The 26172-nt window shown below is 44.4% G+C and carries 22 protein-coding genes; 8 read left to right on the top strand and 14 right to left on the bottom strand.

What is annotated here, in order from left to right; all coding sequences use genetic code 11:
* Positions 1–2 precede the first annotated feature (2 nt).
* Both pyk and gap read right to left on the bottom strand, forming a co-directional pair.
* Positions 3–1448, bottom strand: a complete 1446-nt coding sequence (gene pyk / locus OA79_RS10540) for a pyruvate kinase (protein ID WP_063333204.1) — start codon at positions 1446–1448, stop codon at positions 3–5.
* Between the two features lie 81 nt (positions 1449–1529).
* Positions 1530–2543, bottom strand: coding sequence for a type I glyceraldehyde-3-phosphate dehydrogenase (gene gap / locus OA79_RS10535; RefSeq protein WP_063333203.1), 1014 nt, complete (start codon positions 2541–2543; stop codon positions 1530–1532).
* Positions 2544–2924: 381 nt separating this feature from the next.
* Here gap and edd point away from each other — a divergent pair, with 381 nt between their 5' ends.
* Positions 2925–4739: a phosphogluconate dehydratase gene (edd, locus tag OA79_RS10530; protein ID WP_063333202.1), complete on the top strand. Its 1815-nt coding sequence runs from the start codon at positions 2925–2927 to the stop codon at positions 4737–4739.
* Positions 4740–5438: 699 nt separating this feature from the next.
* Here edd and putP read toward each other — a convergent pair.
* Together putP and hexR are read right to left on the bottom strand one after the other, a co-directional pair.
* Entirely contained in the window at positions 5439–6935 is a 1497-nt protein-coding gene (gene putP / locus OA79_RS10525; RefSeq protein ID WP_063333201.1) for a sodium/proline symporter PutP, read from the bottom strand.
* Positions 6936–7342: 407 nt separating this feature from the next.
* Positions 7343–8206: a transcriptional regulator HexR gene (hexR, locus tag OA79_RS10520; protein ID WP_063333200.1), complete on the bottom strand. Its 864-nt coding sequence runs from the start codon at positions 8204–8206 to the stop codon at positions 7343–7345.
* Positions 8207–8294: 88 nt separating this feature from the next.
* On the opposite strand from hexR, the gene OA79_RS10515 reads away from it, so the two are divergent.
* Positions 8295–9188, top strand: a complete 894-nt coding sequence (locus tag OA79_RS10515; RefSeq protein WP_063333199.1) for a phosphotransferase — start codon at positions 8295–8297, stop codon at positions 9186–9188.
* Positions 9185–9907 (top strand): uracil-DNA glycosylase, encoded by a 723-nt coding sequence (gene ung / locus OA79_RS10510; RefSeq protein WP_063333198.1) that lies wholly within the window; start codon positions 9185–9187, stop codon positions 9905–9907. The genes OA79_RS10515 and ung overlap by 4 nt, the downstream gene beginning before the upstream one ends.
* A 32-nt stretch (positions 9908–9939) precedes the next feature.
* Here the strand turns inward: ung and ygfZ are convergent, their stop codons facing one another.
* From ygfZ to OA79_RS10465, 9 genes are all read right to left on the bottom strand, one after another.
* Positions 9940–10854, bottom strand: coding sequence for a CAF17-like 4Fe-4S cluster assembly/insertion protein YgfZ (ygfZ, locus tag OA79_RS10505; protein ID WP_063333197.1), 915 nt, complete (start codon positions 10852–10854; stop codon positions 9940–9942).
* Positions 10855–10937: 83 nt separating this feature from the next.
* Positions 10938–11939, bottom strand: a complete 1002-nt coding sequence (locus OA79_RS10500; RefSeq protein WP_063333196.1) for an HD-GYP domain-containing protein — start codon at positions 11937–11939, stop codon at positions 10938–10940.
* The gene (locus OA79_RS10495) at positions 11939–15394 is read right to left on the bottom strand and encodes an MHYT domain-containing protein (protein WP_231908853.1); all 3456 of its coding nucleotides are present in this window, start codon (positions 15392–15394) and stop codon (positions 11939–11941) included. The genes OA79_RS10500 and OA79_RS10495 overlap by 1 nt, the downstream gene beginning before the upstream one ends.
* A gap of 89 nt (positions 15395–15483) precedes the next feature.
* On the bottom strand, positions 15484–16401 hold the full coding sequence (locus OA79_RS10490) for a helix-turn-helix domain-containing protein (protein WP_063333195.1): 918 nt from the start codon (positions 16399–16401) through the stop codon (positions 15484–15486).
* A 93-nt stretch (positions 16402–16494) separates the two neighbouring features.
* Positions 16495–17925, bottom strand: coding sequence for a mannitol dehydrogenase family protein (locus OA79_RS10485; protein ID WP_082825450.1), 1431 nt, complete (start codon positions 17923–17925; stop codon positions 16495–16497).
* Between the two features lies 1 nt (position 17926).
* Complete coding sequence (locus OA79_RS10480; RefSeq protein ID WP_063333194.1) at positions 17927–19021, bottom strand: ABC transporter ATP-binding protein; 1095 nt, start codon at positions 19019–19021, stop codon at positions 17927–17929.
* Between the two features lie 18 nt (positions 19022–19039).
* The gene (locus tag OA79_RS10475) at positions 19040–19870 is read right to left on the bottom strand and encodes a carbohydrate ABC transporter permease (RefSeq protein WP_063333193.1); all 831 of its coding nucleotides are present in this window, start codon (positions 19868–19870) and stop codon (positions 19040–19042) included.
* A 10-nt stretch (positions 19871–19880) separates the two neighbouring features.
* Complete coding sequence (locus OA79_RS10470; protein WP_063333192.1) at positions 19881–20741, bottom strand: carbohydrate ABC transporter permease; 861 nt, start codon at positions 20739–20741, stop codon at positions 19881–19883.
* 96 nt (positions 20742–20837) lie between these two features.
* Positions 20838–22157, bottom strand: a complete 1320-nt coding sequence (locus tag OA79_RS10465) for an ABC transporter substrate-binding protein (protein ID WP_063333191.1) — start codon at positions 22155–22157, stop codon at positions 20838–20840.
* Positions 22158–22523: 366 nt separating this feature from the next.
* On the opposite strand from OA79_RS10465, the gene OA79_RS10460 reads away from it, so the two are divergent.
* A complete protein-coding gene (locus OA79_RS10460) occupies positions 22524–22793 on the top strand; it encodes an FAD assembly factor SdhE (RefSeq protein ID WP_063333190.1) in 270 nt (89 codons plus the stop codon).
* Positions 22794–22938: 145 nt separating this feature from the next.
* Positions 22939–23202: a hypothetical protein gene (locus tag OA79_RS10455; RefSeq protein ID WP_156486253.1), complete on the top strand. Its 264-nt coding sequence runs from the start codon at positions 22939–22941 to the stop codon at positions 23200–23202.
* Between the two features lies 1 nt (position 23203).
* Here OA79_RS10455 and nadB read toward each other — a convergent pair whose 3' ends face one another.
* Positions 23204–24799, bottom strand: coding sequence for an L-aspartate oxidase (nadB, locus tag OA79_RS10450; protein ID WP_063333188.1), 1596 nt, complete (start codon positions 24797–24799; stop codon positions 23204–23206).
* Between the two features lie 31 nt (positions 24800–24830).
* Here nadB and OA79_RS18360 point away from each other — a divergent pair, with 31 nt between their 5' ends.
* From OA79_RS18360 to OA79_RS10440, 3 genes are read left to right on the top strand one after another with little or no spacing between them, the layout of a single operon-like run.
* Positions 24831–24974 carry a hypothetical protein gene (locus OA79_RS18360; RefSeq protein ID WP_197465387.1) on the top strand — a complete coding sequence of 48 codons (144 nt, stop codon included), beginning with the start codon at positions 24831–24833 and terminating at the stop codon, positions 24972–24974.
* Positions 24958–25575 (top strand): RNA polymerase sigma factor RpoE, encoded by a 618-nt coding sequence (rpoE, locus tag OA79_RS10445; protein ID WP_063333187.1) that lies wholly within the window; start codon positions 24958–24960, stop codon positions 25573–25575. Before OA79_RS18360 ends, rpoE begins: the two co-directional genes overlap by 17 nt.
* Positions 25572–26171 (top strand): sigma-E factor negative regulatory protein, encoded by a 600-nt coding sequence (locus OA79_RS10440; protein WP_063333186.1) that lies wholly within the window; start codon positions 25572–25574, stop codon positions 26169–26171. Before rpoE ends, OA79_RS10440 begins: the two co-directional genes overlap by 4 nt.
* Position 26172: the final 1 nt, after the last annotated feature.

Here is a 26172-nt window from a genome sequence, read left to right as displayed (position 1 = left end):
CGTTATACGATATCGCCCACTTTAACGATCTTCATTGCATTTGTCGTACCATAGCTAACCAAATGGTCGCCTTTGGTTACGATCACTAGGTCACCATCTTTGATGTAGCCTAAAGATTTAACATGATCGACTAGACCAGAAATAATGTTGTCTACATTGTATTCTTGTGATGAGAAAGCCACTGGCGTCACACCACGATAAAGAGCGGCTTTGTTTAATGTCGCCTGGTTAGGAGATAAGGCAAAAATGGGCAAGCCAGAACTAATGCGAGACATCAATAGTGGCGTAGTGCCAGATTCCGTTAAGCTGATGATGGCCTTCACACCTTCAAGGTGGTTTGCAGCATACATAGCGGATAAAGCAATGGTTTCATCAATGCTAGTGAAAGTGACATCAATACGGTGTTTAGAACGGTTAATCGCAGGCTGTTTTTCAGCGCCCAAGCACACACGATTCATTGTCTGAATAACTTCTTCAGGATAATCACCCGCCGCGGTTTCAGCAGACAACATGACCGCGTCGGTACCATCTAGTACGGCATTGGCCACATCGAAGACTTCAGCACGAGTTGGCATGGCACTGGTGATCATGGTTTCCATCATTTGTGTCGCTGTAATAACTGGGCGGTTCAGTTGGCGGCAGCGTTTGATCATGTGCTTTTGCACACCAATCAATTCCGCGTCACCAATTTCTACGCCTAGATCACCACGCGCGACCATGACGGCGTCAGAAGCGAGGATGATGCTGTCTAGGGTTTCGTTATCAGCAACGGCTTCGGCGCGTTCTACTTTTGATACGATACCTGCTTTTAATCCTGCCGCTAGAGCCAATTCACGTGCTTCGTGAAGGTCATCAGCACTGCGCGGGAAAGACACGGCTAGGTAGTCAGCTTTTAGCGCTGCGGCGGTTTTAATGTCTTCTTTATCTTTGACTGTTAAAGCTGCAGCGGACAAACCGCCGCCTTGGCGGTTAATGCCTTTGTTGTTAGACAGTGGACCGCCAACAATGACTTTGGTAATGACTTCTGTGCCTTTGACTTCAAGCACTTCTAAGACCACTCGGCCATCATCTAATAATAGGATGTTGCCTGGATTTGAATCTTCCGCTAGCTGAGGGTAGTCGATGCCAACGCGAGTTTCGTCGCCAGCATTTTTGTCAAAACCCACATCCAAAACAAACGTAGCGCCGTCTTTTAATTCTACTTTGGTATTTTTGAATCGTGCGATACGAATCTTAGGGCCTTGTAGGTCGCCCAAGATCGCCACATGGCGGTTGTTTTTCTTTGCCATGGCGCGAACCACGTCAGCGCGATTAATGTGATCTTCTGGTTGACCATGTGAGAAGTTTAAACGGAAGACATTTGCGCCTGCCAAAATTAACTTTTCGATCATTTCAGGAGAGCTTGAAGCAGGGCCTAAAGTGGCAACGATTTTAGTTCTACGAGTCATTTTATTTACCAAAGATTAGATAGCTAGAAGTGAAGTATAAGAGACGACGAAGGCTGCGTCAGCAGCCTTCGTGTATTTTGATTATTTTGCATTCATTAATGCAATGGTATTGTCGAGCATTCGGTTTGAGAAGCCCCACTCATTATCATACCAAGCCATGATTTTAACCAATTTACCCTGAACACGAGTTTGTGTCGCATCGAAGTTCGATGTGTAAGTGCTGTGGTTAAAGTCAGAAGAAACCAATGGATCATAATTTACATGCAGAACTTCTGCTAAAACAGGGTCCGCTTTGATCGCATCTTCAATAATTTGGTTTACTTCTTCTGTTGTCGTTTCGCGTGGTGCTAGGAACGTCAAATCAACCAAAGACACATTAATGGTTGGAACACGAACGGCCATACCATCAAATTTACCAACAAGCTCAGGTACGACTAGGCCAACGGCAGCGGCAGCACCTGTTTTACTTGGGATCATGTTCTGTGCTGCGGCACGTGCACGGTACAAGTCTTCGTGATACACATCAGACAGGCGTTGATCGTTAGTGTAAGCGTGGATGGTTGTCATCAAACCGCTTTCGATGCCCAACTTGTCGCTCAAAGGCTTAGCAACAGGGGCCAAACAGTTAGTGGTACAAGACGCGTTAGAGATCACCGTCATGTCGGATGTCAAAACGTCTTGGTTAACACCGTAAACGACTGTGGCGTCTACTTCTTTGCCTGGTGCTGAAATGATGACTTTTTTGGCACCAGCAGAAATGTGTGCGCTGGCTTTCTCTTTTGTCGTAAAGAACCCAGTACATTCATAAACCACGTCCACGCCCAATTCGGCCCATGGAAGGTCGGCAGGGTTGCGCTCAGAGAAAGTGCGGATTTTATCTTGATTGATGTACAGAGCTTCATTATCAAACGTTACTTCGCCAGCAAAACGACCGTGTACTGTGTCGTACTTTGTTAAATGGGCGTTGGTTTTCGAGTCACCAAGGTCGTTGATGGCTACAATTTGGATTTGGTCACGCTTGCCTGATTCATATAAAGCTCTTAGCGTGTTGCGTCCGATACGTCCATATCCGTTGATAGCTACCTTAATAGTCATACTCACCTCTAACTAGTGTGAAAAAAGCCAATGTTCGAATTCGAACATTCAGCATTCAATATTGTTCTTTGACGTAAAAATACTACATAAGTAATTTTTTAAGCAAGGATTTGTAACAAATTCTTATGTAAATGATCATCTTTTAATCAACTCTTGATTCAAATCAGAGTCTATACTGAAAGATGTTACAAACTGAAGTGGATTTTAGCGCATTTGGTGAGGATATCGAACTCTTTATGTAAATAAATTACATAAAAACAAAAAAATAATCCGATTTATTGGTGTTTTTGGGGTGAAATAAAATAAAAATGTAGTAATATTACATAAAATATCGATCGCATTGTGGGATGTGGTCAAACGGTTTAATAGGCGGAGAGAGTCATGAATTCGATTGTTGCTAAGGTAACGAACGACATTATTGCGCGAAGTAAGACGCTGCGAGATCAATACCTTAAAGATATGAAGCAGGCCGAAGAGCAAGGGCCACATCGTGGAACGTTATCCTGTGGTAACTTGGCACACGGCTTCGCCGCTTGTCAGCCACAGGAAAAACAAAAGCTGACCATGATGGAAGAGGCCAATGTCGGTATTATTTCTTCTTACAACGACATGTTGTCTGCACATCAGCCTTATGAAGTCTATCCTGATAAAATTCGTGCCGCTGTCACGGCAATGGGCTCAGTTGCTCAAGTTGCTGGTTGTGTTCCGGCCATGTGCGATGGCGTGACTCAGGGTCAAGATGGCATGGAGTTGAGTTTATTCAGCCGTGACAACATTGCTCAAGGCGCGGCCATTGGTCTGTCTCATAATATGTTTGATTCCGCTATCTTCTTAGGCATCTGTGACAAGATCGTTCCTGGGTTGTTGATTGCGGCATTGCGTTTTGGTCAATTGCCTTCTCTGTTTATCCCAGCTGGTCCAATGCAGTCTGGTATTACTAATGCGAAGAAGGCGGCGGTACGCCAACGTTATGCACAAGGTAATGCGACTCGCGATGAATTGTTAGAAGCTGAGTCTGCGTCGTATCACAGTGCCGGTACCTGTACTTTCTACGGTACTGCGAATTCCAACCAGCTATTAGTGGAAATGATGGGCTTGCAATTGCCAGGTTCGTCTTTTGTGAATCCTACCGACCCATTGCGTGATTCGTTAACAGAATATGCCGCGCAATTGTCGACTAAAATTACCGCGCTTGGTCGTGATTATCGTCCTTTGTACAAAGTCATTGATGAGCGCAGCATTGTGAATTCTATTGTTGGTCTGTTGGCAACGGGTGGTTCTACTAACCATACCATGCACATTGTGGCGTATGCCCGAGCGGCCGGCATTATTGTGACTTGGGATGATTTTGCTGAATTATCGAAAGTCGTGCCTCTATTGACGCGTATTTATCCCAATGGACAAGCGGACATTAACCATTTCCATGCCGCAGGTGGTATGGCTTTCTTGGTGAAGCAATTGCTTAAAGGCGGATTGTTACACGAAGATGTTCTGACGATTGTAGGTCAAGGCTTAGAGCATTACACCAAAGAACCTTTCTTAGAGAATGGTGAGTTGATTTGGCGTGATGGCCCTAGTGAAAGTCTAGATTTGGATGTGGTTCGTCCTATTGAGAATCCATTCAGCAAAGAGGGTGGTTTGTCTTTGTTGAAAGGTAATTTAGGACGTTCTGTGATCAAAGTCTCTGCTGTCAAAGAAGAGAGTCGAGTGATTGAAGCACCTGCGGCTGTTTTTCATAGTCAACATGAGTTGGCGGATGCCATCGGCAGCGGTGAGCTTAAGCGCGATTGTATTGCCGTCATTCGCTTTCAAGGTCCAAAAGCCTTGGGCATGCCAGAGCTTCATAAGCTCACTCCCTTCCTAGGGAACTTGCAAGACCAAGGCTACAAAGTGGCCTTAGTGACAGACGGTCGTATGTCTGGTGCGTCAGGTAAAGTCCCTGCAGCCATTCATTTGACGCCAGAAGCCCTTGCCGGTGGCTTGATTGCGAAAATTCAAGATGGCGACATGGTGCGTTTAGACGCCAATGAAGGCACTTTGTCATTGTTGGTGTCTGACGAAGAGCTGCAAAATCGCGAACCAGCAACACAAGATTTAACCGCCTCACATCAAGGTATGGGACGAGAATTATTCAGCGGGCAGCGCATTTTGGTGAGCGGTGCTGAGCAAGGCGCTTGTAGCTTATTTAACGATTAAACCTTTCCTCTGGCTACTAACATTTCGTTAGTAAATGGTGTTTTGGGGCTTTTAAAAGCCCCTTTTTTTTGCTTTTTTTAACTTGTTTCTTAATCGAACTCACATAAGATCATTCGTGCTCATAATGATGAGAAATTTGACGTCTTTATTTTATGAGAGCGTTTGAGGCGGTTATCCGTCAAAGAGCGGCTGATTCTCTGGTGAGCATCGAGCAAGGTGATGGATCTCCTATTTCATGACTATACCGGATTCCTTAGTATGACCGTTGGAGTTCATTAAGGTGTGACGTACTTGGGTCATACGATATTTCTTTAACCTGCCTAATGAACAGTCATCAACATGTTTTTGAGCTCAGAGAATAGGGTGAATTGACAGACGCCAGCATGATCGCCACTGCCGTCCATTCTAATCTTGTCACGAGTTTGACTTTTTACTCACCGAGCACAAATCAAATAGGCTGGTATCGCCGATCTACTGCGTTCTGGAGTGGATTCTTGTCGTTGACTACGACTGTGTGGTTGGTTTTGTAGAAGAGCCTCAGCAGGCGGTAGGTAGGATCGCTGAACAAACGGCGAAGCGGATTGTGTTTCCTGTTATCTAATTCATTGCAGCCATTAAAAAAGCCTCTTTTTACCAAGGTAAAAAGAGGCTTTTAAATGAAATACATGTCATTGAGCAGGGATGCTCCCCGTCACTGATTTATTCCATTGTGTCCAATGCTTTTTCGTACTCGTCGAAAGACTGAGTCACTGCTTCCTCTGGTTCACCGCTCGCTAAGCTCACAATGAAGATTGCCAAAGTGGCTAGAATGAAACCAGGAACAATCTCATAAACATCAAAGATACCGCCTGATAGTTGTTTCCAAACAACCACGGTCACACCACCGATTACGATACCAGCAAGTGCACCGTTACGGTTCATCTTACGCCAGAACAAGCTTAGGATGATGGCAGGACCAAATGCAGCACCAAAACCAGCCCATGCGTAGGATACTAGACCCAGTACGGAGCTTTCAGGGTTTAATGCTAAGATCAAAGCAACGATTGAGATAGCGATTACCGCAAAACGACCAACCATAACGATTTGTTGTTGAGTGGCTTCTTTGTTGAACAATTGCTTGTAGAAATCTTCAGCCAGAGCAGAAGAAGAGACAAGCAATTGTGAGTCAGCTGTACTCATGATCGCAGCAAGAATTGCCGCTAACAGAATGCCGGCCACAACAGGGTGGAAGATCGCATTTACCAATACCATGAAGATTTTTTCAGGATCGTCTAACTGGCCTGCTAGGTTAGCATCGACGTAAGTCAAGCCGACTAGACCGATCAACAAAGCGCCTGCCATAGAAATAAAGGTCCAAATGACCGCAATGCGGCGAGCAACCTTGATGTCTTTATTAGAACGAGACGCTTTGAAACGCGCTAGGATGTGAGGCTGACCGAAGTAACCTAATCCCCATGCTACCAATGAAATAATACCAATGGCACTTAATGCTTCGCCTTTGCTGTTAGTCCAAATGTCTAGCAACTCAGGGTTCTTTTCCATCAAAGTGCTGCTCAATTGTGAGAAACCACCATCAAGCGCAATAACAGGCACGATAACCAATGCCGCACTCATCATTAGGCCTTGCACAAGGTCAGTCCAAGCAACGGCTAAGAAACCACCGAATAGCGTGTATGACACAACACACACTGTACCAATGATCACGGCGTAAGTGTAATCAAGACCAAATACGGTTTCGAATAACTTACCGCCAGCCACTAGGCCAGAGCTTGTGTAGAAAAGGAAAAACAACAGGATGAATAGGGCTGAAATCGTTTGGATAAGTTTTGACTTATCATTGAAACGCTTCGATAGAAAGTCAGGTAGAGTCAGAGAGTTATCGGCTTGGATACTGTAAGTACGCAAACGTTTTGCGCAGATTAGCCAGTTTAACCAAGTACCTACTAATAGGCCGCCAGCAATCCAAATGGATTCCATACCAGCTGCATAGGCATAACCAGGAAGACCCAGTAGCAACCAGCCACTCATGTCAGAGGCGCCTGCAGACAAGGCTGTTGGCCAAGGGCCTAATGAGCGACCACCCAAGAAATAGTCTTCTGAACTGGATGTACGTTTGTATGCGTATAAACCGATTCCTAGCATTACCACAAGGTAGGCTAGAAAGGTAAAACTGATAGCAATATTGTTTTCTATCATTATTGTCCCCTCGTTGAGATGCTGCGGATGGAATAATGTGCCTTGATGCGACATTATTTTACAAGTCTCAGAATGCGTTTAAATTAAACAAACAAACTGAAAAGCTGGGGTATAAAAACGAATTTCTAGACCACATCCGAAGCGTTAAGTTGCGATTTTTATTGTGATAGTCTTTGAGCATAGATGTAAAAAAGATCATCATTTGCGTAAAGATAATGAATTTCATTTTAACACATTCAAGACATATTGCGATTCTATGGGGCTGAAGCGGGATTATCTTTCAGAATTCTCTGACAAATTTACAAAAAACTCTGAAACAGTGGTTTTGTTGCAATTGCTCTGTTTGGATTTTGATCAAAAGAAGAATGAAGGCGATTTGCCTTCATTCTTTTATCGATTACGCGTGACTATTTTTCGATTTTGGGTAAACGAGTATCTTGGACGCTTTGTTTCAGCTTTTTGAGGTGCGCATTGAACTCTGGGCCACGTTTCAGCAATACACCGGTTGCCAGTGCATCGATCAGTGTTAAATAGACAATTCGAGAGCTCATAGGCGTATAAATATCGGTATCTTCTGTCTCTTCAATCGGCAACACGATGGAGCAATGTTCGGTGAGAGGTGAACCAGGATTGGTTATCCCAATAACCGATGCACCAGCTTCACGTGCTACGCGAGCCGTTTCTATAAGGGGCAGGGTTCGGCCTGTATAAGAGATTAATACCACCGCATCACCAGGATGAGTACCTGCCGCCGCCATACGCTGTACCAATATATCGGTATACGCAACAACCGGCATGTTTAAACGGAAGAACTTATGATGAGCGTCTTTGGCGACAGGGCCAGAAGCGCCCAATCCGTAAAACTCAATTCGGCGAGCTTGCGCTAACACGTCGACGGCTCGGCTAATTAAGGATTCAGGAAGAAGTTCCTGTGCACGGGTTAGGTTGCTTTTTGCCGCTTCAAAAATTTTCGCTGTGACGGCACCTGGGGCATCGTCAGGTTCAACGTTTAAATTAACATATGGCGTTCCCGTCGCTAAGCTTTGCGCTAGCGATACTTTAAAGTCAGGGAAGCCACTGCCAATTAGGCTACGGCAAAAACGGTTAACGGTTGGTTCACTAACCTCGGCTCTGGCAGCAAGTTTGGCAATGCTAGAGTGAATGGTGGTTTTGGGGTCCGCCAAAATGGCTTCCGCCACCTTTCGCTCAGATTTGCTTAGTGTGCTCAGGCGTTCTTGTATTTTACGAATAATGTCTTCGTGTTTATTCATTGATCTGCTTCAGGTTGTCTATTGACTCGGATGATTCAGTTAGTCATTCTGACAGCCACTTACAATTCTGGCAATAAAATGATGAAAAATGAGCAAACTATCTGATTCTCTAATGGAAATTTCAGTCCATTTTCCTGAAATCGATGCTTATCAGCTGAGTGCATTAGAGGAAGGTTTTACCAATCAAGTTTTTTTGCTGTCTCAGAATGGACTACCGACATTGATTTTGCGCTTGGCTGACATTGATGAAGAGGCGTTTTATATCAATCGTCAAGCTGAATTAAAGGTGATGAGCGAAGCCGCGTCATTCGGTTTGTCTCCTGAGCTAATTTGGCAGAGTGGTCCAGTGGTGGTGACTCGCTTTGTCCCTCAAGCGTCTTTAGATTGGCAGGTCAATCATCGGCACCAAGACATTGTACGACTTGCTAGGCGATTAAAGCAGGCGCATCAGCTCGCTTTGATTCAGCACGAATATCGGGTTGAGCAAGTAATTGCTTTGTATGTCACGAGAATCAAGGCGTTGACGCAAGATCCGGCGTTACAAGCGGAATCTGTGTATCTGCAAATGCTGTTGAATCAACTAGACATTCAGCCCAGTGGTTTGCCTAATGTACTTTGCCATAATGATCTCAACCCTAAAAATGTCTTAATGGATGAACAACGAATTTGGCTAATTGATTGGGAATACACAGGCGTTGGCGACCCTTTTTTTGATCTGGCGGTAGTGGTGAAGTCGCATAATTTAACACATCGACAAACCGTGGTTCTATTGGATGCTTATCAATCGACCTTACCGCGACAACGCGCGCTGGATTGTATAGAGGGCTATTGTCGTGCTTATGCCTTAAGAGAAATGGCTTGGCTTCTGTTAAAATACTTACTGAATCCAACCGATACGTTATCGTTAGACTATTATTTTGAATTTAAAGGAACCCCCAGTTTGAACCCTTTTATGACTCAACCGAGTGGCGCACAAAAATGACGGCATGGATGACGTTAGAGAATGATTGGCAGGCCAAGTTGGCAGATGAATTCAATCAAGATTATATGCAGTCACTGCAAGCATTTTTGGCTGCTCAGTCTGGTGTTTCTGTGTACCCAGAAGCGTCTCTTTATTTGGCCGCGTTAAACCAGACAAGCTTTGGGAAAGTGAAGGTGGTGATACTAGGGCAAGACCCTTATCACGGTGAAGGGCAGGCGCACGGTTTATCATTTTCAGTAAAACCGGGCACGAAAGTTCCCCCTTCTTTGGTGAATATGTATAAAGAACTGCAGCAAAATTTGGGCATTAACCCCGCTAATCATGGCTATTTAAAAGCTTGGGCTGAACAGGGCGTGTTGTTATTAAACAGCGTACTGACAGTAGAGGCAGGGAAAGCGGGATCTCATCAGAATAAAGGTTGGGAGACGTTTACAGATAGAATCATTGCCTTACTTAACCAACAAAAGCAGGGGGTGGTGTTTTTATTGTGGGGAAGTTATGCCCAGCAAAAAGGTCGTTTTATTGATCGGCAGAAACATTGTGTATTGGAAGCTGTGCATCCCTCTCCTTTATCTGCCTATCGTGGATTCTTTGGTTGTGGGCACTTTTCTAAGGCTAACGAGTATTTGCGTCAACAAGGAAAACAGCCTATTGAATGGGCCTTAGACGATATTCAACAAGATGAGAAAAAAGAAGGGCAAATTCATTTGCCCTTCTGATGTGTTTTGATGGGACGGATTGACAGTAAAACTCAGTCTGCAAAGGGTCGTTGATAGGGCAGCTCAATTAACTGAATGTTTTTCCCGTCCAGAAACAGCTCAGAACATTCGGTGATGTCTTGGTTAAGGATGATTTGCGCAATATGATCCTCGCCTATCTGCTTCACTGACAAAATTTGTCCAAGGTTTTTACCTTCACCATCAAGCAACGCTTGTTGAGTATCTATGTCACCTTGCCAAGTTGCCAGCGCCAATTGTTTTTTAGACTTGCCACGATACTGCATACGAGCCACGATTTCTTGTCCCGTATAACAGCCTTTCGTGAAGCTAATACCGCCGGTTGTTTGCATGTTTATCCATTGGGGTAACAGGGCTTCACTCTGTTCAAGCTGGATCAAAGGGCGAGCGGCTAAGAGAGCTAACCCAGAAATCATAGTGTTACTTACGTTGTCATCAGCTTGTTTCGCTTCAGTGACTTGCCAATGAATGCTGAAAGGGTAACTCAGCAATTGCATCTGCATGCTGTCTATGTCGGTTGCTATGGGGAGTTGTTCGGCTAACTGTTCTGGCTTGGTCGACTGAGAACTGACCGATAAAGTTTCGGTTATTTGAAACGTATCAGTCGCGTCCGTTAAGTCTGTTTTGAAGAAAACCGCGTATTTTTTAAGGTGCGCCAAACTGCTGGCGATTAAGTCCTGACTCATTAACATCAGTATCGCATCGTCTTTTTGCAGCATGAAGAAATTGCAGATGATACGACCTTTATTACTGCAAATAGCACCGTATAAACCCGCTTCTACGGAGAGCTTATTCATGTCACAAGTGGTTTGTCCTTGCAGGAATTTTTTTGCATCGGCTCCTGTAATGGAGATCACACCAATGTCATGTTTAGGGTAGGTCGCTGGGGCAGATAGGTGTTTACTGACAAATTCGGATAACGCTAACATAAGAGATTCCATCGGCGGTTGAGCCTAGTCGGGTCTAAAGTCTTATTTATGGTGTCGAAAAGACACTTTTTCAATGAGCTGTACTAGCTATCAATGTCCATGTACTTATCTTTGATGGTCAGAATGCTAGGTAACTCTTGCTCTAACAAAGGCGGCAGTGCCGGATCAAAGTGTTTACCGCTTTGTTGATGAATGAAGTCCATTGCTTCTTCTATAGACCAGGCTTTTTTGTACGGCCTTTCACTGGTTAATGCATCAAAAACATCCGCAATGGCGACAATGCGGCCTTCGATTGGAATATCATCGCCTTTCAGTTGGTTTGGGTAACCGGATCCATCCCATTTTTCATGGTGTGTCATGGCAACTTTTTGCGCTAACTCAATCAGGTAGGAGTTAGGGTTAGAGAGGATTTCACCACCAATTAGAGCATGGGTTTTCATGATTTCGTATTCATCTTCCGTTAGCTTCCCAGGCTTGAGAAGAATGCTGTCGGCAATGCCAATTTTACCAATATCGTGCATCGGTGCAGCACGTTTTAAATCTTCTGCGGCTTCTTCGCAAAAGCCATAAGCTAAGGCAATAATTTTGGCGTAATGACTCATGCGCTGTACGTGCATGCCGGTTTCGTTATCTTTGTATTCGGCGGCTCGTCCAAGACGTTGGATTAGGTCAATGTGAGTGGCCAGCAGTTCATCTGCTTTGATTAGAGATAAGTGCGTTTTGACCCGAGCGAGCACCACTGCAGGAATAATCGGTTTAGAGATGTAATCCACTGCGCCGACCTCGAAGCCTTTTGTTTCATCTATGCTGTCCTTTAATGCAGTGACAAAGATGACAGGAATATTTTGAGTGTCGACATGACTTTTTAATTTGACACACACTTCTAGTCCCGTCATTTCAGGCATCATGATATCGAGCAAGATAAGGTCGATGTTTTCTTTGTCAATCAGCTTGAGAGCATCGGCTCCAGATGTGGCAAAAGATAAGCGATAGTGATCTTGTAGTACTTGTTTTAAAACACGTAAGTTTGTTGGTTCATCATCAACCAGTAAAATTCTAGGCTGTCTATGTTTTTGATTTGGCATTAAGTCTCCAACTCACTCATCATTTTTTTAATGGCGGTTAGACTTTCCATTGCCGTATGAAAGTCAAAGTTCGCCACCGCTTTGTTGGCTTCTAAAGCATGGTTCTTCATGGATTTTGGCACTTGATGGAGCAGTTTTTCTAGACCGTCGTCATCAATTTCTCCAAGGTTAACGCCTTTTATCAAGTTTTCAACCAAAGGAAGTAATGGCTCATTAGCAGCATCACTATCCTGTGGATTAGTTTGCTCTTCCAGTTTACCTTGCTGTTCATCCTGTAAGCTTTGCAATTCCTGATTAAATTCAAAAAAATGGTTAATCAGTTTATCAATTTGTTGTTGAATAGCGGAATGATTTTGTTGCTTGGCTTCCTGTTCAAGTGCTGCCATCGTATTGGAGAGGCAGAGTAACGCTAAATTACCAGACGTGCCCTTTATGCTGTGAGCCAACGCCATAATGTCCTGATATTGTTTTTGCTCTTGTAGCGTATTAAGTTGCTCAATTAACTGTTTGTGTTGTTCAGAGAACGTATTCAATTCGGATAAATACAAAGGCAACTCCATCCAAAGAGATAAGCCTTTGTTAATGTTAATCTGTTTTGCTTTTGGTTCAACAATGACGGCGTCTGTCGCTTCTAGCTCAGAAGTATCTAGGCTTAACACCCTTGCCATTTCCATGGTTAAGGCATGTACGTCAATTGGTTTGTTTGCAAAACCGTCCATACCAGCCTGTTGAGCTTCTACTTTATCTTCCATAAGCACGTTTGCCGTTAGAGCAATGATTGGCGTCCTTGGACGTTGGTTTTGTTGCTCAAATTGACGGATGGCTTGTGTGGCAGATAGACCGTCCATGTTTGGCATTTGAATGTCCATTAGTACTAAATCTGGCGCAACACTCTGATATTTAGCAAAGGCTTCGTGTCCATCTTGTGCGACTTCAATGACGTGCCCTTGACGTTGTAGAATCAATGTCAGCAAGGTTAGGTTTTGTTCTATGTCATCAGCTAATAGAATGGTTTTAGGCGCGATGTGAGGCAAATGAGCGGCTTTGGACTCAGGCAGTGCGGTTGACGCTTCGAGTGGCAGGTCAAAGTAGAAGCAACTCCCCACCCCCGCTTCACTATTGACATGAATGTCACCTCCCATTAATTGCACTAATTGTTTGGATATGCTCGTTCCTAGCCCTGTACCACCAAAGCGTCGGCTCATTGAAGCGTCGGCTTGGGTGAAGGGGTCAAAAATGTGTTCTAAGCGAGAAGGTTCAATACCAATTCCGGTATCTTCAATTTGGAAACGAATTTGGTTATTTTTTTGTTTAGTAACCGTTAACGTGACAGAGCCTTGCTCCGTGAATTTAATGGCATTGCCGAGAATATTCATCAGTACTTGACGAATTCTATCTTCTGCCCCGCGATATGCTTTAGCCAGATTGGGGGCAATTTGGAAGTTGAGGTCTAAGCCCTTACTTTTGGCTTGTAGCCAAAGGGTAGAAATAACGGTGTCGACCATGGCAGATAATTCAAACACTTGAATGTCGAGATCCAGCTTGTTTTTTTCGAGCTTCGCGCTGTCGAGAATGTCATTAAGCAAGTGCAGTAAAGAGCGAGCGGATTTGCTGATAGTGGCAAGGTGCTTTTTATTGTCTGGCGTGACATCAGACTCTAACAGTATGTCTGAGAAGCCAATGATGGCATTCATTGGTGTGCGAATTTCGTGACTCATATTGGCAAGAAATAGGGCCTTAGTCTCAGCAGAAGCTTCGGCTTTTTCTTTCGCAAGACGCAAATCGTCTTCCATATGAATACGATCAGAAATATCCAATAACACACCATCAATCCATTCAGGTTTATCGTCATCGCTGAAAATAATGGTGCCGTTCTCCATGACCCAAATGTAATGCCCTTTTTTATGACGTAGGCGATATTCGATGTTGTAGCTTTTGTGGTGTTCAATGGCATTCTGAAGATTTTGATCAATCATGTTTGTGTCTTCAGGGTGCAAAAGCGCGGCAAAGGTTACTTTTTTATCGTAAAAGTCCTGAGCATTCCAACCGGTTAGTTCGACAATGGCTTCACTGACAAAAATGACGCTCCAGTGATCATCAAACAAGCACCGAAAGGTCGCGCCTGGAATGTTTTTGATTAACGAACTGTATTGCTTTTCGCTCTTTTTAACCGCTTCTTCCATCTGCTTACGTGCCGAAATATCACTGATAAAGCCGACAAATAAGGTTTCCTGTCCGGGTATTTCGACCCGTCCAATCGCTAGACGAACAGGGAAGGTTTTACCGTTTTTATGGATGGCGGTAATTTCACGGTCCGTGCCGGTGAGTGACGTCGTACCATCTTTTCTGAAGCTATTTAAAGCCGCTTCGGCCTCTTCTACAAATGTGTTTGTATAAAGTAAGGAAAAGGGGCGATTAATAATGTCATCTTCTTGCCAGCCAAAGATGGTGGTTGCCGCTTTGTTAAATTCTCGAATGATGCCTTGGGTATCTATGGTGATAATGCCATCAACAGCAGTATCTAGAGTGGTTTTCAGTCTGACTTCGCTGGCGGTTTTTTCCATCAATAGCTGACGGTAACGCAATTGGGAGGCAATGTTCGCGGCTAGAATGGACAGCAATAAGGTAATGATGGCAACAACAAGCGACAAATAGCTGTTGGCATTATCAGACATGGCCGACATACTTATATCGCCATGGGGGATAAATTTAGCGCCTGCCATCCCTGTATAATGCATCCCTGAAATGGCCATTCCCATGATGAGAGCACTGAAAAAACTGACTTGCTTTTCAGACAGATTAGGGAAGAGTTTGCCTATTTTATAGTGAGTTGAAAGGGCAATAAAAGCCAATACAACAGCAACCACAATGGAGGTGGTAAACAGCCAAGGATCGTATTTCAAGTCGACGTGCATTTCCATGGCTTCCATTCCAATGTAATGCATAGTGCCAATGCCACCACCGACAATCACGCCACTTTGTAGAAGTTGCCACAGGGTGAGATCCGGCTCAATGAGTTTATTTAGCGTGACGTAGGCAGCGAAGATACAGGGAACAACAGACAGTAAGGTCAGCATAGGGTCATAGCTAATTGAATGCCCCATATCGAATGCCAGCATGCCGACAAAATGCATACTCCAGATGCCACCCGCCATAATAAAGGCGCCAGATATTAGGGCAATTTTGCGATATTTTTCAATGACAATGTATTTGGCAATGGAAGCAAAGTGTAGTGCAAAGAAAGAGGCCATACTGGCAAGTGCTAATGAAAGCAACACGAGTAAGTAATTATATTGACCAATAGCAAAAGAGCCCGTCTCTTGCTGCAAAATGAAAAAATGATTTAACCACTCAGACAAAGTAAAACCCACCGCGACCATAGGATATAAATTTAATTTATATAGGATGCCATAAACAGTGTTAATGCCAATGGCAAATTGACGAAAAATGCGCAAATAAATGTATTTACGTTTACTTTCATTCCAATATAAACAAATTTAGCCGCTAATGCAGTCACCAGTGTTAGCCGTCGAGTTCTATAACATTACCTGTTTGATTGGTCTGTAAAGATGGGCAATATATTGGTTTTCGTGTTTAAGCTGCTTTGACTACGGAAGTCTCTTGGGGTGACGCCTTTTAATTCGTGAAAACGTCGGTTGAAATTGGCCACATTGTTAAAGCCTACCTGGAAGCAAATGTTGGCGATTTGCTCATCGGTTTCTGTCAGTAAATTGCAGGCTCGACTAATACGAACACGATTAACGAATTCGATAAATCGGTTGCCCGTTGCCTTTTTAAAGAAACGCGAAAAGTGGCTGTCAGACATGCCGATTAGGCTTGAAACGTCGGCTAAGGAAATGTCTTGATCGTAGTTCTGGGTTACATAGTCGACCACAGTATTGATTTTTCGTTGCAGGGTTTCATTGGATTTCAAATCAATTTGAACCGTAGACAACAGGCGATAATCTGCACTTTGAGCAAGATGCTGAAGCAGTGGCAATGCGAGAGTGAGACGAGTTAAGCCACTTGATTCACGAACCGCTTCAAACGCGTTGCGAATGTACTGATGATCAATGTTTAAAAACTCTATGCCAGATTTTGCTTTGGCGAGTAAAGGCAATATTTCAGCTAATTCAGGGATGGTTTCCATACCAAGGGAAAAAGATTCGTGGTCAAAACGTATGATCATGTCGCGCAATTCAACGACGCTTTGATCGTTTTGGCATATCCAGTTGTGCGGTAATCTAGGCCCCGTTAAGATCAGTTGGCCAGCCGAATAATTACCAATGTAATCACCAATAAATACTTTACCCGACGTCGCCACAATATAATGTAATTCATAATCATCATGGGCATGCCAACGAATTAAATCACTTGGGTAACCATGCTCTTGGTAGCGTATGGTGCCGTGATCTTCGACAATTTCATATTCTGGGGTTAGACGCTTGGCAGTATTTGGCATGTTATTATCCTGCAGTATGTATTTTCGCCACGTTTTATTATAGCGACCGTCTGATCTTATGTACAAACAAGGAGAGCAGACGGCGGCCATTTATCAGGCGAGAGATGTATTAAAGTCCATAATGGCTTTTGTTAAATCCTCTTTAAACTGTGGGTGTTTCTCAATGATTTCTCCCCATAAAAATGGGTGGTTAACAAAGGCTTCTATACCTTGTTGATCATCACTAAAGCGATCCAGTTCAGCGATGCTTGGATCATGGTACTGGAAGGCAATTTGCTCTTTCTTCATAGCCTGTAAGAAGCAATACCAACTGGCGATGCCTTTTAGTGTTTGATTTGGCGTGTGACCATTTTGATAGCTTGCGAGCACGGTTGGGAACACGAACACAGGAAACTTGGCATAGCCGTCACTGCAAATTCTTTCGATGGTGTCGCCAATGTTGTCATTGCTAAAGCGCTCGGCAATGGTCTTTGCATAGGAGGGTAAATCCACCACAGACTCACCAATGGCAGGAATGACATCCTGTTCAATAAAGTCATTAAAATATTGACTGAGTTGGGCATCTTTCATCGCTTGATCAAAGTATGTGAGGCCTTTTAGGGCTGCTTGATAAGTGATGCAAGTATGACCCGCATTGAGGATTCTAATTTTAGCTTCTTCAAAGGGTTCAACGTTTTCCACCAATTGCACTCCCACCGTTTCTAGTGGTGGTTTTTGACCAGCAAAGTTGTCTTCTACAACCCATTGGATAAAATCTTCCCCCATTACTGTCATCGCATCGTTTAAGCCAAACCGTGTATTAACATCGTCCATGTGGAGCGAGCTGGGTTTAGGGGTAATGCGATCAACCATTGAGCATGGGAAAGAGACATTCTGTTCCAGCCAAGCAGCCAGTTGAGTATCCTGCATGGCTTGTACAAACTGCATAAGACCTGTTTTAAGCAGCAGACCATTATGTCGTAAGTTATCACAGCATAATAAGGTGATTTTACCTGCAGACGTTTGACTGCGGCGTTTTAATCCCGCGTATAAAAAGGCATACAGTGTGTGTCTTTCACCCGCTAGATCGGCTTTTATGGCTGGATGATCTAGCATCAATTGATGATTTTCATCCAAGTAGTAACCTCCTTCAGTTACCGTACTTGTCACCAACTGGATGCTAGGATCCATCATGGCTTCATCGACCTGATCTGGTGTTTTTGATCCGTCAATTTGACGTACCAGTGAGCGAATGTGGTCATATTCAGTGGCACCAGCAGCACTGACCGTTTTCAGAATGTACTCACCGTCTTGCGCCATCAATTGTTCAAACAGCTGACTGTCTTGTGGCCGAATGTTAACGCCAATAATGCCCCAATGAGCCTGAGACGCTTGTCCCAGTAAGCGATCAAAAAAGACCGCTTGGTGTGCTCGGTGAAAGGCCCCAACGCCAAGATGAATCACGCCAGCTTTGATGTCAGTTTTTTGGTAGGTCTGACAGTTCAGCTGCGCTTGGTTTTGGCTGGCTTGAAGAAAATTCGTCATATCATTCACCTTCGGTACTGGCAGAAATCACTCGGTCCTGATCGTTCAACAGAATCATTTCATCGACTTCGAGTTGGATATGAACTTGCTGTCCATCGGCTAAATCGATGCGAGCAGAAGCTTTCACTATGATAGTTTGACCAGAAGACAGCAGAATATGAGCATAAGCTTCAGAACCAAGGTGCTCGACTAATTCGACTTTCCCTGTTAGATCCGCCGCTTGGTCGACCAAATGCATGTGCTCTGGGCGAATGCCCATAATGGTATGATTAGACAGTTCCCCAGTTAAGCGACTTGTCGGAAACGAAATCGATTTACCCAATAGGGTTAGTTCGACTTCAGAATCTTGTTTGACGGCTTGATCAAGAGGAATGAGGTTCATTTTAGGAGTGCCAATGAACTCTGCCACAAAGCGACTATTTGGCTGGCGATATAACTCAAGAGGCGTGCCTACTTGTTCAATTTGACCCGCATTCAAAATCACCACACGGTCCGCCAGTGTCATGGCTTCGACTTGGTCGTGAGTAACGTAGATCATGGTGGTGCCCAGCTTCTTGTGAAGACGCGCTAATTCAAGGCGCATCTGTACTCGCAAAGCCGCGTCTAAGTTAGATAATGGCTCATCAAACAGGAAGACCTTTGGTTGGCGAACAATCGCACGACCAATCGCGACGCGTTGACGTTGACCACCCGATAACTCTTTTGGTTTACGTTCTAGTAAGGCGTCTAACTGAAGGGATTTAGACACGGATTGCACTTTTTCTTTAATTTCAGCATCTGGTGCTTTCGCAAGACGCAGGGCAAAGGATAAGTTATCCGCCACCGTCATATGTGGATAAAGCGCGTAAGATTGAAACACCATCGCAAGGTCACGTTTTGATGACGCTAACTCTGTAATGTCTTTTCCATCTAGATCAATTGAACCGCTCGAGCTGGTTTCAAGCCCAGCAATAGTTCTTAAAAGAGTGGATTTACCACAGCCTGATGGTCCAACGAAGACAATGAATTCACCTTCTTCAATGGTCAGGTTAATACCGCGAAGAGCGTGGTAATCGTCGTAATGTTTTTGTAGATCTGTAATCGCTAAGTAACTCATAAGAAATCTTCCTAATTATTATTTTACGGCGCCGAATGTAAGGCCTTGAACGAGTTGTTTTTGACAGAACCAACCGAAGATAACGATCGGAGCGCAAGCTAATGTCGATGCCGCGGACAATTTCGCCCAGAAAAGACCTTCAGGGCTGGAGTAAGAGGCAATCATGGCGGTCAATGGCGCGGCTTCAGAAGCCGTTAGGTTTAAAGACCAAAAGGCTTCGTTCCAACACAGAACGATGGAGAGCAAACCGGTCGATGAAATAGCGCCGATCGACAAAGGCATCACCACTTTGACCATCTCATCCCATGGTGTTGCACCATCCATACGAGCTGCTTCAAGGATTTCTTTCGGTAAATCTTTAAAGTAGGAGAACAGCATCCAAACAACGATAGGCAAATTCATCAAGGTAAAGATGATGATCAAACCTGTACGAGAATCGAGTAATCCATAATCACGGCTTAAGATGTAGATAGGAACTAATACACCCACCGCTGGCAGCATTTTAGTGGAGAGCATCCACAATAAGATGTCTTTGGTTTTTTTGGTTGGGAAAAAAGCCATTGAATATGCAGCAGGTATCGCAATAGCAAGGGCGATTAGAGTCGAACCGAAAGACGTGATCACCGAGTTCATTGCATGATGCAAATAGTTACTTCTTTCTTGAACAATCTCAAAGTTCTCGAGTGTTGGCTCAAAGAACAAAGACGGCGGCACTGAAATGGCTTGTAGTTCTGTTTTGAAGGACGTGATAAACATCCAAAAAATAGGAAAGAACAAAGCCAAAGCAATCGTCCAAGCGAACAAGCCTGTTAGGACGGTACGTAATTTACGTTGTTGAGTCAGTTTCATGATTATTCCCTCACACCGTTAAGTTTTTGCCAACGGCACGAATTAAGAAGAAGGCAACAATGTTTGCTAGTAACACCGCAAATAAACCACCGGCAGAGGCAACGCCTACGTCATATTGAAGTAGAGCTTGGTTGTAAATGAGGTAAGCCAAGTTGGTACTGTCGTAACCTGGACCACCGCCAGTTGAGACGAAGATTTCGGCAAAAATGGCCAACAAGAAAATCGTTTCGATCATGACCACGACCGTGATAGGTCGCGCCAAGTGAGGCAGAGTTAAGTAACGGAAAATATGCCATCCCGTTGCTCCGTCCATCTGAGCGGCTTCTTTTTGTTCTGTGTCTTGAGATTGTAATGCTGTGACAAATACCAAAATGGCGAAGGGTAGCCACTGCCAACTGACCATGATGATAATGGAAGCGAGTGGGAATGATGACAGCCAGTCTATTGGCTCAAAGCCTAAACTTTCTGAAATCCATGCGAAGATCCCGTATACCGGATTCATCATCATGTTTTTCCAAATCAAGGCATTCACCGTCGGCATGATGAAGAAGGGTGAAATAAGCAGCACCCGGACAATACCTTGTCCCCAAAATGGACGATCAATTAAAGCGGATAACAACACGCCTAAAACCACGGTAATGATTAATACCGAAGCCAATAGAATCAGAGTATTAGCAACCGCTGGAAAGAAACCAGGATCGGTTAAGAAAAATTCAAAGTTCATCCAGCCGACAAAATTATTCTGACCTGGATACAACAAGTTGTATCGAATGGTTGAGAAATAAATCGTCATAGACAATGGAACGATCATCCAGATCAATAGCAGGATGACAGAAGGCGCCATTAATAAGCGAGTGATTGAGCGCTTCATATTATGATCTCTTATTATAAGCGTTAAATAATGCCTTTAGTTGGCAAAACGAAAAGAAAAGATAGGGCGTCATGCCCTATCTTTTTGCCTTGAAGGCTAGTAGTAACCAGCTTGACGCATTTGGCGATCCGCCGAACGGTTAGCAGATTCCAATGCTTTCTCAACAGACATTGTGCCGGACAATGCACCTGACACCATTTGTCCTGCTGTTGTGCCAATTGCTTGGAACTCTGGGATAGCAGCGAACTGTACACCCACATAAGGAGATGGTTTCATCGTGCTGTCATTTGGATTAGCAGAGTTGATGGCTTTTAACTCAGCATCCGCAAACACAGCGGCTTGTTGGAACTTAGGATTTGCATAAGTGCTTGCGCGAGTACCTGTTGGAACCGCTGCCCAGCCGTTAGTTTGACCCACTAGATCAATGTACTGTTTAGAGGTTGCCCAGCGTACAAACGTTTGTGCGGCTTCGGCATTCTTAGTGGCAGCAGGAATACCAAGTGCCCATGCCCATAGCCAGTTAGCACCTTTTTCGGTTACCGCGTAAGGGGATTGTGCGAAGCCAACTTTGTCATGCACTTTACTTTGTTTTGGATCCGTTACGAAAGATGCCGCAATCGTGGCGTCAATCCACATGCCGCATTTACCTTCGTTAAACAAGGCTAGGTTTTCGTTAAAGCTGTTGCTGCTGGAACCTGGAGGGCCATATTTGCTCAATGTATCGACATAGAAGCTGACCGCATTTTTCCATTCCGCGCTTTCAAGTTGAGGCTTCCAGTTCTCATCAAACCAGCGAGCGCCAAAAGAGTTGGCAATGGTTGTCATGAGGGCCATGTTGTCACCCCAACCTGCTTTACCACGTAAACAAATGCCGTAAACACCATTGTCTGGATCATGAACCGCAGCGGCAACATCTCGGATGTGTGTCCAGCTGTCTCGGTCATTAATTTCCATACCGGCGGCTTTCACTAGGTCTTTACGGTACATCACCATGGAGCTTTCACCGTAGAAAGGCGCAGCGTACATAGTGTTATCGTAGGATAAACCACCGCGAATGGAGGGTAGAATGTCATTTGCATCATAATCGCCACTGGTATCAATTTCTCTTAACCAGCCACGCTCACCCCAGATTGGTGCTTCATACATACCGATGGTCATGACATCGTATAAACCACTTTTATTGGCAATATCTTGAGTGACGTTTTGGCGAAGGACACCTTCTTCCAAAGTAACCCATTTGACTTTGATGCCAGGGTTTGCTTTTTCGAATTCAGGGGTCAATTTTTGCATTTCAATCATGTGGCCATTGTTTACGGTGGCCACCGTGATTTGGGTTTCTGCGAAAGCACTGGCTGCGGTTAGGCAGGTGGCGACAGATACCGCACAAGAAAGGGTCGTTTTCGTAAGGCGTTGCATATAGGTTTCTCCCGTTGGAGTGACTTTTGTTTTTATATTCTTACCTAGTTACTTGTTTATTGATCAATGACTGATCAGCAAGTAGATAAAATATAGTTCAATTTATAATTGACCTGTTAATACATAAAAACCCAATTATTGTACTATTTTGTTTAGTTAAGTGGATTTGGTTAAAAAAACAGTCAATATAATACCGTTTGTTAACTCGTGTAACTCAAGCGTTTATCTAGGTAAGTTTTTTCGCGGAAATATTTCCCTGATTGAAGTCAGGAAGGGGGCGGGTCGGCTTTCTTTTTTGAGGGCAGTAATGGTAATTCGAGGGGGGCAATGGCTATAATGACGACATTGTTAATAAGGGGTTATTTGATGACTGAAACCGCAGATTCGTTAAGTTTTAAAAAGCTAAAATGGCACTGTCGTCGTGGCATGTTGGAATTGGATGTTTTATTGGAGCCATTTTTAGATGAAATTTATTTAACGCTGGATGACCAAGATAAGCAGCGCTTTCAAAAGTTGATTGAGTGTGAAGACCAAGAAATTTTCCCTTGGTTTATGCAAAAAGAAGTACCAGAAGATCCCGATTTGGCTCGAATCGTCGAGATCATTGTTACCCGTGTTCAGCCTGACCGTCACTAAATTAAATTTCTCTTGGCTTAGCGTTAGTTTGTGGACTAGCGCTAGCGCATCCTGTTTTATACTACTACCTTTCTATTGGTGGCCAGACGTCTGGCAAGTCACTTTTTTTATCCTATACAGTTTGGCTGTTGTCGCCTGGCTTGGGGTGGCTTGGTGTCAACCGAGAAGCCAAATCGGCATTGATGCTGATGGGGCGTATTTATGTCGGCGTGAAGAGCAAATCCGACTTCATTTTGTTCGGGTCAACGCGGTTCAATTAATTGCAAAGAGAGTGTCTGAGGAGACGATTTGGCATCGAATATGGCCGCAATTTTACCTAATATACCGTGACCAATTAAAGGGTGAAGAGTACGCATTACTACGGTCTTTTGCCGCGCAAGATAGGTTGTTGCGCGGCCGTAAAGCTTAAATTAGTCGGGTTGTTTTGGTGTTAAAATAGTGGGTTCGCTTGGCGACAATTTGGCAGGGTAATCCAACGTAAAGTGTAGGCCACGGCTTTCTTTTCGAGACATGGCGGATTGGATGATAAGGTCGGCGACAACCGCAAGGTTGCGTAGCTCTAATAGATCATTTGAGACCTTGTAGTTGGCATAGAATTCCTGAATTTCCGATCTTAATAAGTCCACTCTGTGCTTGGCTCTAAGCAAACGTTTATTGGTGCGAACAATGCCAACGTAATCCCACATGAAGCGTCGCAGTTCCTGCCAGTTGTGAGTAATGACGACATCTTCATCTGAATTAGTGACCTGGCTTTCATCCCAATCCGGAATATCCACGGCAGTTAACGGAGTGGTGTGGGCTGCAATATGACTGGCGGCTGAACGAGCAAAAACGATGCACTCCAGCAGTGAATTGCTGGCCAATCGATTCGCGCCGTGCAAACCTGTATAAGCGGTTTCGCCAATAGCATATAGATTGTCTATATCGGTCGCACTGTTTCGATCCACTACGACACCGCCACAGGTATAATGTGCAGCGGGTACCACAGGGATTGGCCCTTTGGTCATATCGTGACCGTACTCTAAGCAGCGTTTGTAAATGGTGGGGAAGTGTTCCTTGATAAAGTCTTGGTCTTTGTGGGAAATGTCTAGTAGCACATGAGGAATACCAAGGCGTTTCATTTCATGGTCAATAGCGCGAGCCACAATGTCACGAGGAGCCAGTTCCGCTCTTGGGTCAAATTTAGACATGAAACGTGTGCCATCCGGTAAAAGTAGCTTACCCCCTTCACCGCGCACCGCTTCCGAAATCAAGAAGGTTTTGGCTTTGGCGTCATACAGGCAAGTGGGATGAAATTGGTTGAATTCCATATTCGCTACTCGACAACCCGCTCGCCATGCCATTGCGATGCCATCACCTGAAGCCGTATCTGGGTTGCTGGTGTACAAATACACTTTACTGCTGCCGCCACAGGCTAAGGAAATAAACTGTCCTTGGAAGACCTCAATAGTGTCGTTATCTTGGTTTAAGGCATACACACCAACCGCTCGGTTTTGACCTGGTAGGTCAAGTTTTTGCGTCGTGATGATGTCAACCGCTACCCGATCTGGGAAAAAATCAATGTTTGGATGGTTGCTGGCATTCTTGATCAAGGTTTTTGAGATCGCCAGACCGGTTGCATCGGCGCTGTGAATGATGCGCCTATGGCTGTGTCCACCTTCTTTGGTTAGATGATATTCATCACTTTCTCCATAGCGGGTGAAGGGGACGCCTTGATCGATGAGCCAGTCAATGCTGGCTTTTGAGTGTTCAACGGTAAAACGAATGGCCGCTGGGTCGCCCAGCTCTACGCCAGCATCAATGGTGTCATTTATATGAGAATCTATGGTGTCTTTTTCTGACAATACCGCAGCAACGCCGCCCTGAGCATAAAGCGTAGAGCCTTCACGTATGTCGGATTTGGTTAAAATGGCCACGCGATATTGATCCGCCAGCTCTAGGGCCAGAGTTAAACCGGCAGCGCCAGCGCCAATGATGACGATGTCATGTTGGTATTGTCGACTCATAATGTAATTCTGATTATTGACGAAAAAATTAATGTTACTATTCTTGCTATTAAATGAATACTTCCGAGTCATGCAAATTCATGATTCTTTGTTGTTTTTATGGGAACTTGCGATGCTGTTTGTTGTCTCTAATCTATACCGGGCAAAGGCACAAGGTAATGACGTTGAAACATGAGGTGCCTATGCAGCACGAAACGTCTTCTGATCAGACGTTAGTTGAAAAAGTACAACAGGGTGACAAGCGGGCATTTGATGTCTTGGTGATGAAATACCAATACAAGGTAGTGGGTTTGATTGGACGCTATATTCAAGATCGGAGTGAAGTCTTAGATGTGGCTCAGGAAAGCTTTATTAAAGCGTATCGATCGATCAACAGTTTTCGTGGCGAGAGCGCATTTTATACTTGGCTATACCGAATTGCCGTGAACACGGCGAAGAATCATTTGGTAAGCCGTTCGCGTCGACCGCCTGAATCGGATGTTGAGTTGGATAACGAAGAGGTGTTTAACACCTATGAATCTTTGTCAGACATTGCCTCACCAGAAGCCAAGTTGAACAGTAATCGACTAGAGAAAGCCATTTATCATGCTATTGAAATGCTTCCTGAAGAGTTGCGCAGCGCATTAACCCTGAGGGAGTTTGATGGTCTGAGTTACGAAGACATTTCACTGATTATGGAGTGCCCTGTTGGAACGGTACGGTCTCGTATCTTTCGAGCACGAGAAGCCGTTGAAAAACACATACGTCCTTTTTTGGACGCAGGAGAGTCGTCATGACATCACAAAACACACATACACCGGAAGCAATGGCCAGTTTGTCTGCCATGTTTGATGGGGAAGCCACCGAGCAAGATATTGCCGCGCTGTTGGCTCAAGATTCAGGTGTGTTGGCTCGGCAATTGGAAGGATTTCATGCGATCCAACAATGCCTTCATAAAGATGAACAACTCGCTGTTGGGTTACAAGATAACTTATTGATGCGCATACATGACACCCTAGATACTGAAGGTGAAATCGAACCGTCCCCCAAGTTGACTACTCAGGTAGCGGTATTGCCTCAGTCTAATGTCAGTTGGAAAATGATGTTTTCTGGTGTCGCGATGGCGGCGAGTGTTGCCTTTATGGTGGTATTTGGTGGTAATTTTCTGCTTAATTCTGAGGTCTCGCACACACCAATAACCGCTGACGTGTCGCCAGTTAAAGCCACTCTACCTGTGGCGACGCCTTTAGCGGAATTGAATCAGCAAGCGCTACCGTTAGACAATATGAAGTTGCAACAGTACCTTCGTCAGCACGCGGAGCAAGCGACCATGACCGTAGGTCAGGGCATGATACCAATGGCGCGCGTGGTTAATTATCCAGTACAAGAGTAAC

Source organism: Marinomonas sp. TW1, assembly GCF_001625355.1.
Lineage (GTDB): Bacteria > Pseudomonadota > Gammaproteobacteria > Pseudomonadales > Marinomonadaceae > Marinomonas.
This window is presented reverse-complemented; position numbering and strand designations above follow the sequence as displayed.

Coding starts and splice junctions, on each gene's coding strand:
- OA79_RS10465 (WP_063333191.1), bottom strand. CDS start 22,157: ATGCAACGCCTTACGAAAACGACCCTTTCTTGTGCGGTATCTGTCGCC.
- rpoE (WP_063333187.1), top strand. CDS start 24,958: ATGACGTTGAAACATGAGGTGCCTATGCAGCACGAAACGTCTTCTGAT.
- nadB (WP_063333188.1), bottom strand. CDS start 24,799: ATGAGTCGACAATACCAACATGACATCGTCATCATTGGCGCTGGCGCT.
- OA79_RS10440 (WP_063333186.1), top strand. CDS start 25,572: ATGACATCACAAAACACACATACACCGGAAGCAATGGCCAGTTTGTCT.
- edd (WP_063333202.1), top strand. CDS start 2,925: ATGAATTCGATTGTTGCTAAGGTAACGAACGACATTATTGCGCGAAGT.
- OA79_RS10490 (WP_063333195.1), bottom strand. CDS start 16,401: ATGCCAAATACTGCCAAGCGTCTAACCCCAGAATATGAAATTGTCGAA.
- pyk (WP_063333204.1), bottom strand. CDS start 1,448: ATGACTCGTAGAACTAAAATCGTTGCCACTTTAGGCCCTGCTTCAAGC.
- OA79_RS10485 (WP_082825450.1), bottom strand. CDS start 17,925: ATGACGAATTTTCTTCAAGCCAGCCAAAACCAAGCGCAGCTGAACTGT.
- OA79_RS10515 (WP_063333199.1), top strand. CDS start 8,295: ATGAGCAAACTATCTGATTCTCTAATGGAAATTTCAGTCCATTTTCCT.
- ung (WP_063333198.1), top strand. CDS start 9,185: ATGACGGCATGGATGACGTTAGAGAATGATTGGCAGGCCAAGTTGGCA.
- hexR (WP_063333200.1), bottom strand. CDS start 8,206: ATGAATAAACACGAAGACATTATTCGTAAAATACAAGAACGCCTGAGC.
- gap (WP_063333203.1), bottom strand. CDS start 2,543: ATGACTATTAAGGTAGCTATCAACGGATATGGACGTATCGGACGCAAC.
- OA79_RS10475 (WP_063333193.1), bottom strand. CDS start 19,870: ATGAAACTGACTCAACAACGTAAATTACGTACCGTCCTAACAGGCTTG.
- ygfZ (WP_063333197.1), bottom strand. CDS start 10,854: ATGTTAGCGTTATCCGAATTTGTCAGTAAACACCTATCTGCCCCAGCG.
- OA79_RS10470 (WP_063333192.1), bottom strand. CDS start 20,741: ATGAAGCGCTCAATCACTCGCTTATTAATGGCGCCTTCTGTCATCCTG.
- putP (WP_063333201.1), bottom strand. CDS start 6,935: ATGATAGAAAACAATATTGCTATCAGTTTTACCTTTCTAGCCTACCTT.
- OA79_RS10460 (WP_063333190.1), top strand. CDS start 22,524: ATGACTGAAACCGCAGATTCGTTAAGTTTTAAAAAGCTAAAATGGCAC.
- OA79_RS10500 (WP_063333196.1), bottom strand. CDS start 11,939: ATGCCAAATCAAAAACATAGACAGCCTAGAATTTTACTGGTTGATGAT.
- OA79_RS10480 (WP_063333194.1), bottom strand. CDS start 19,021: ATGAGTTACTTAGCGATTACAGATCTACAAAAACATTACGACGATTAC.
- OA79_RS18360 (WP_197465387.1), top strand. CDS start 24,831: ATGTTACTATTCTTGCTATTAAATGAATACTTCCGAGTCATGCAAATT.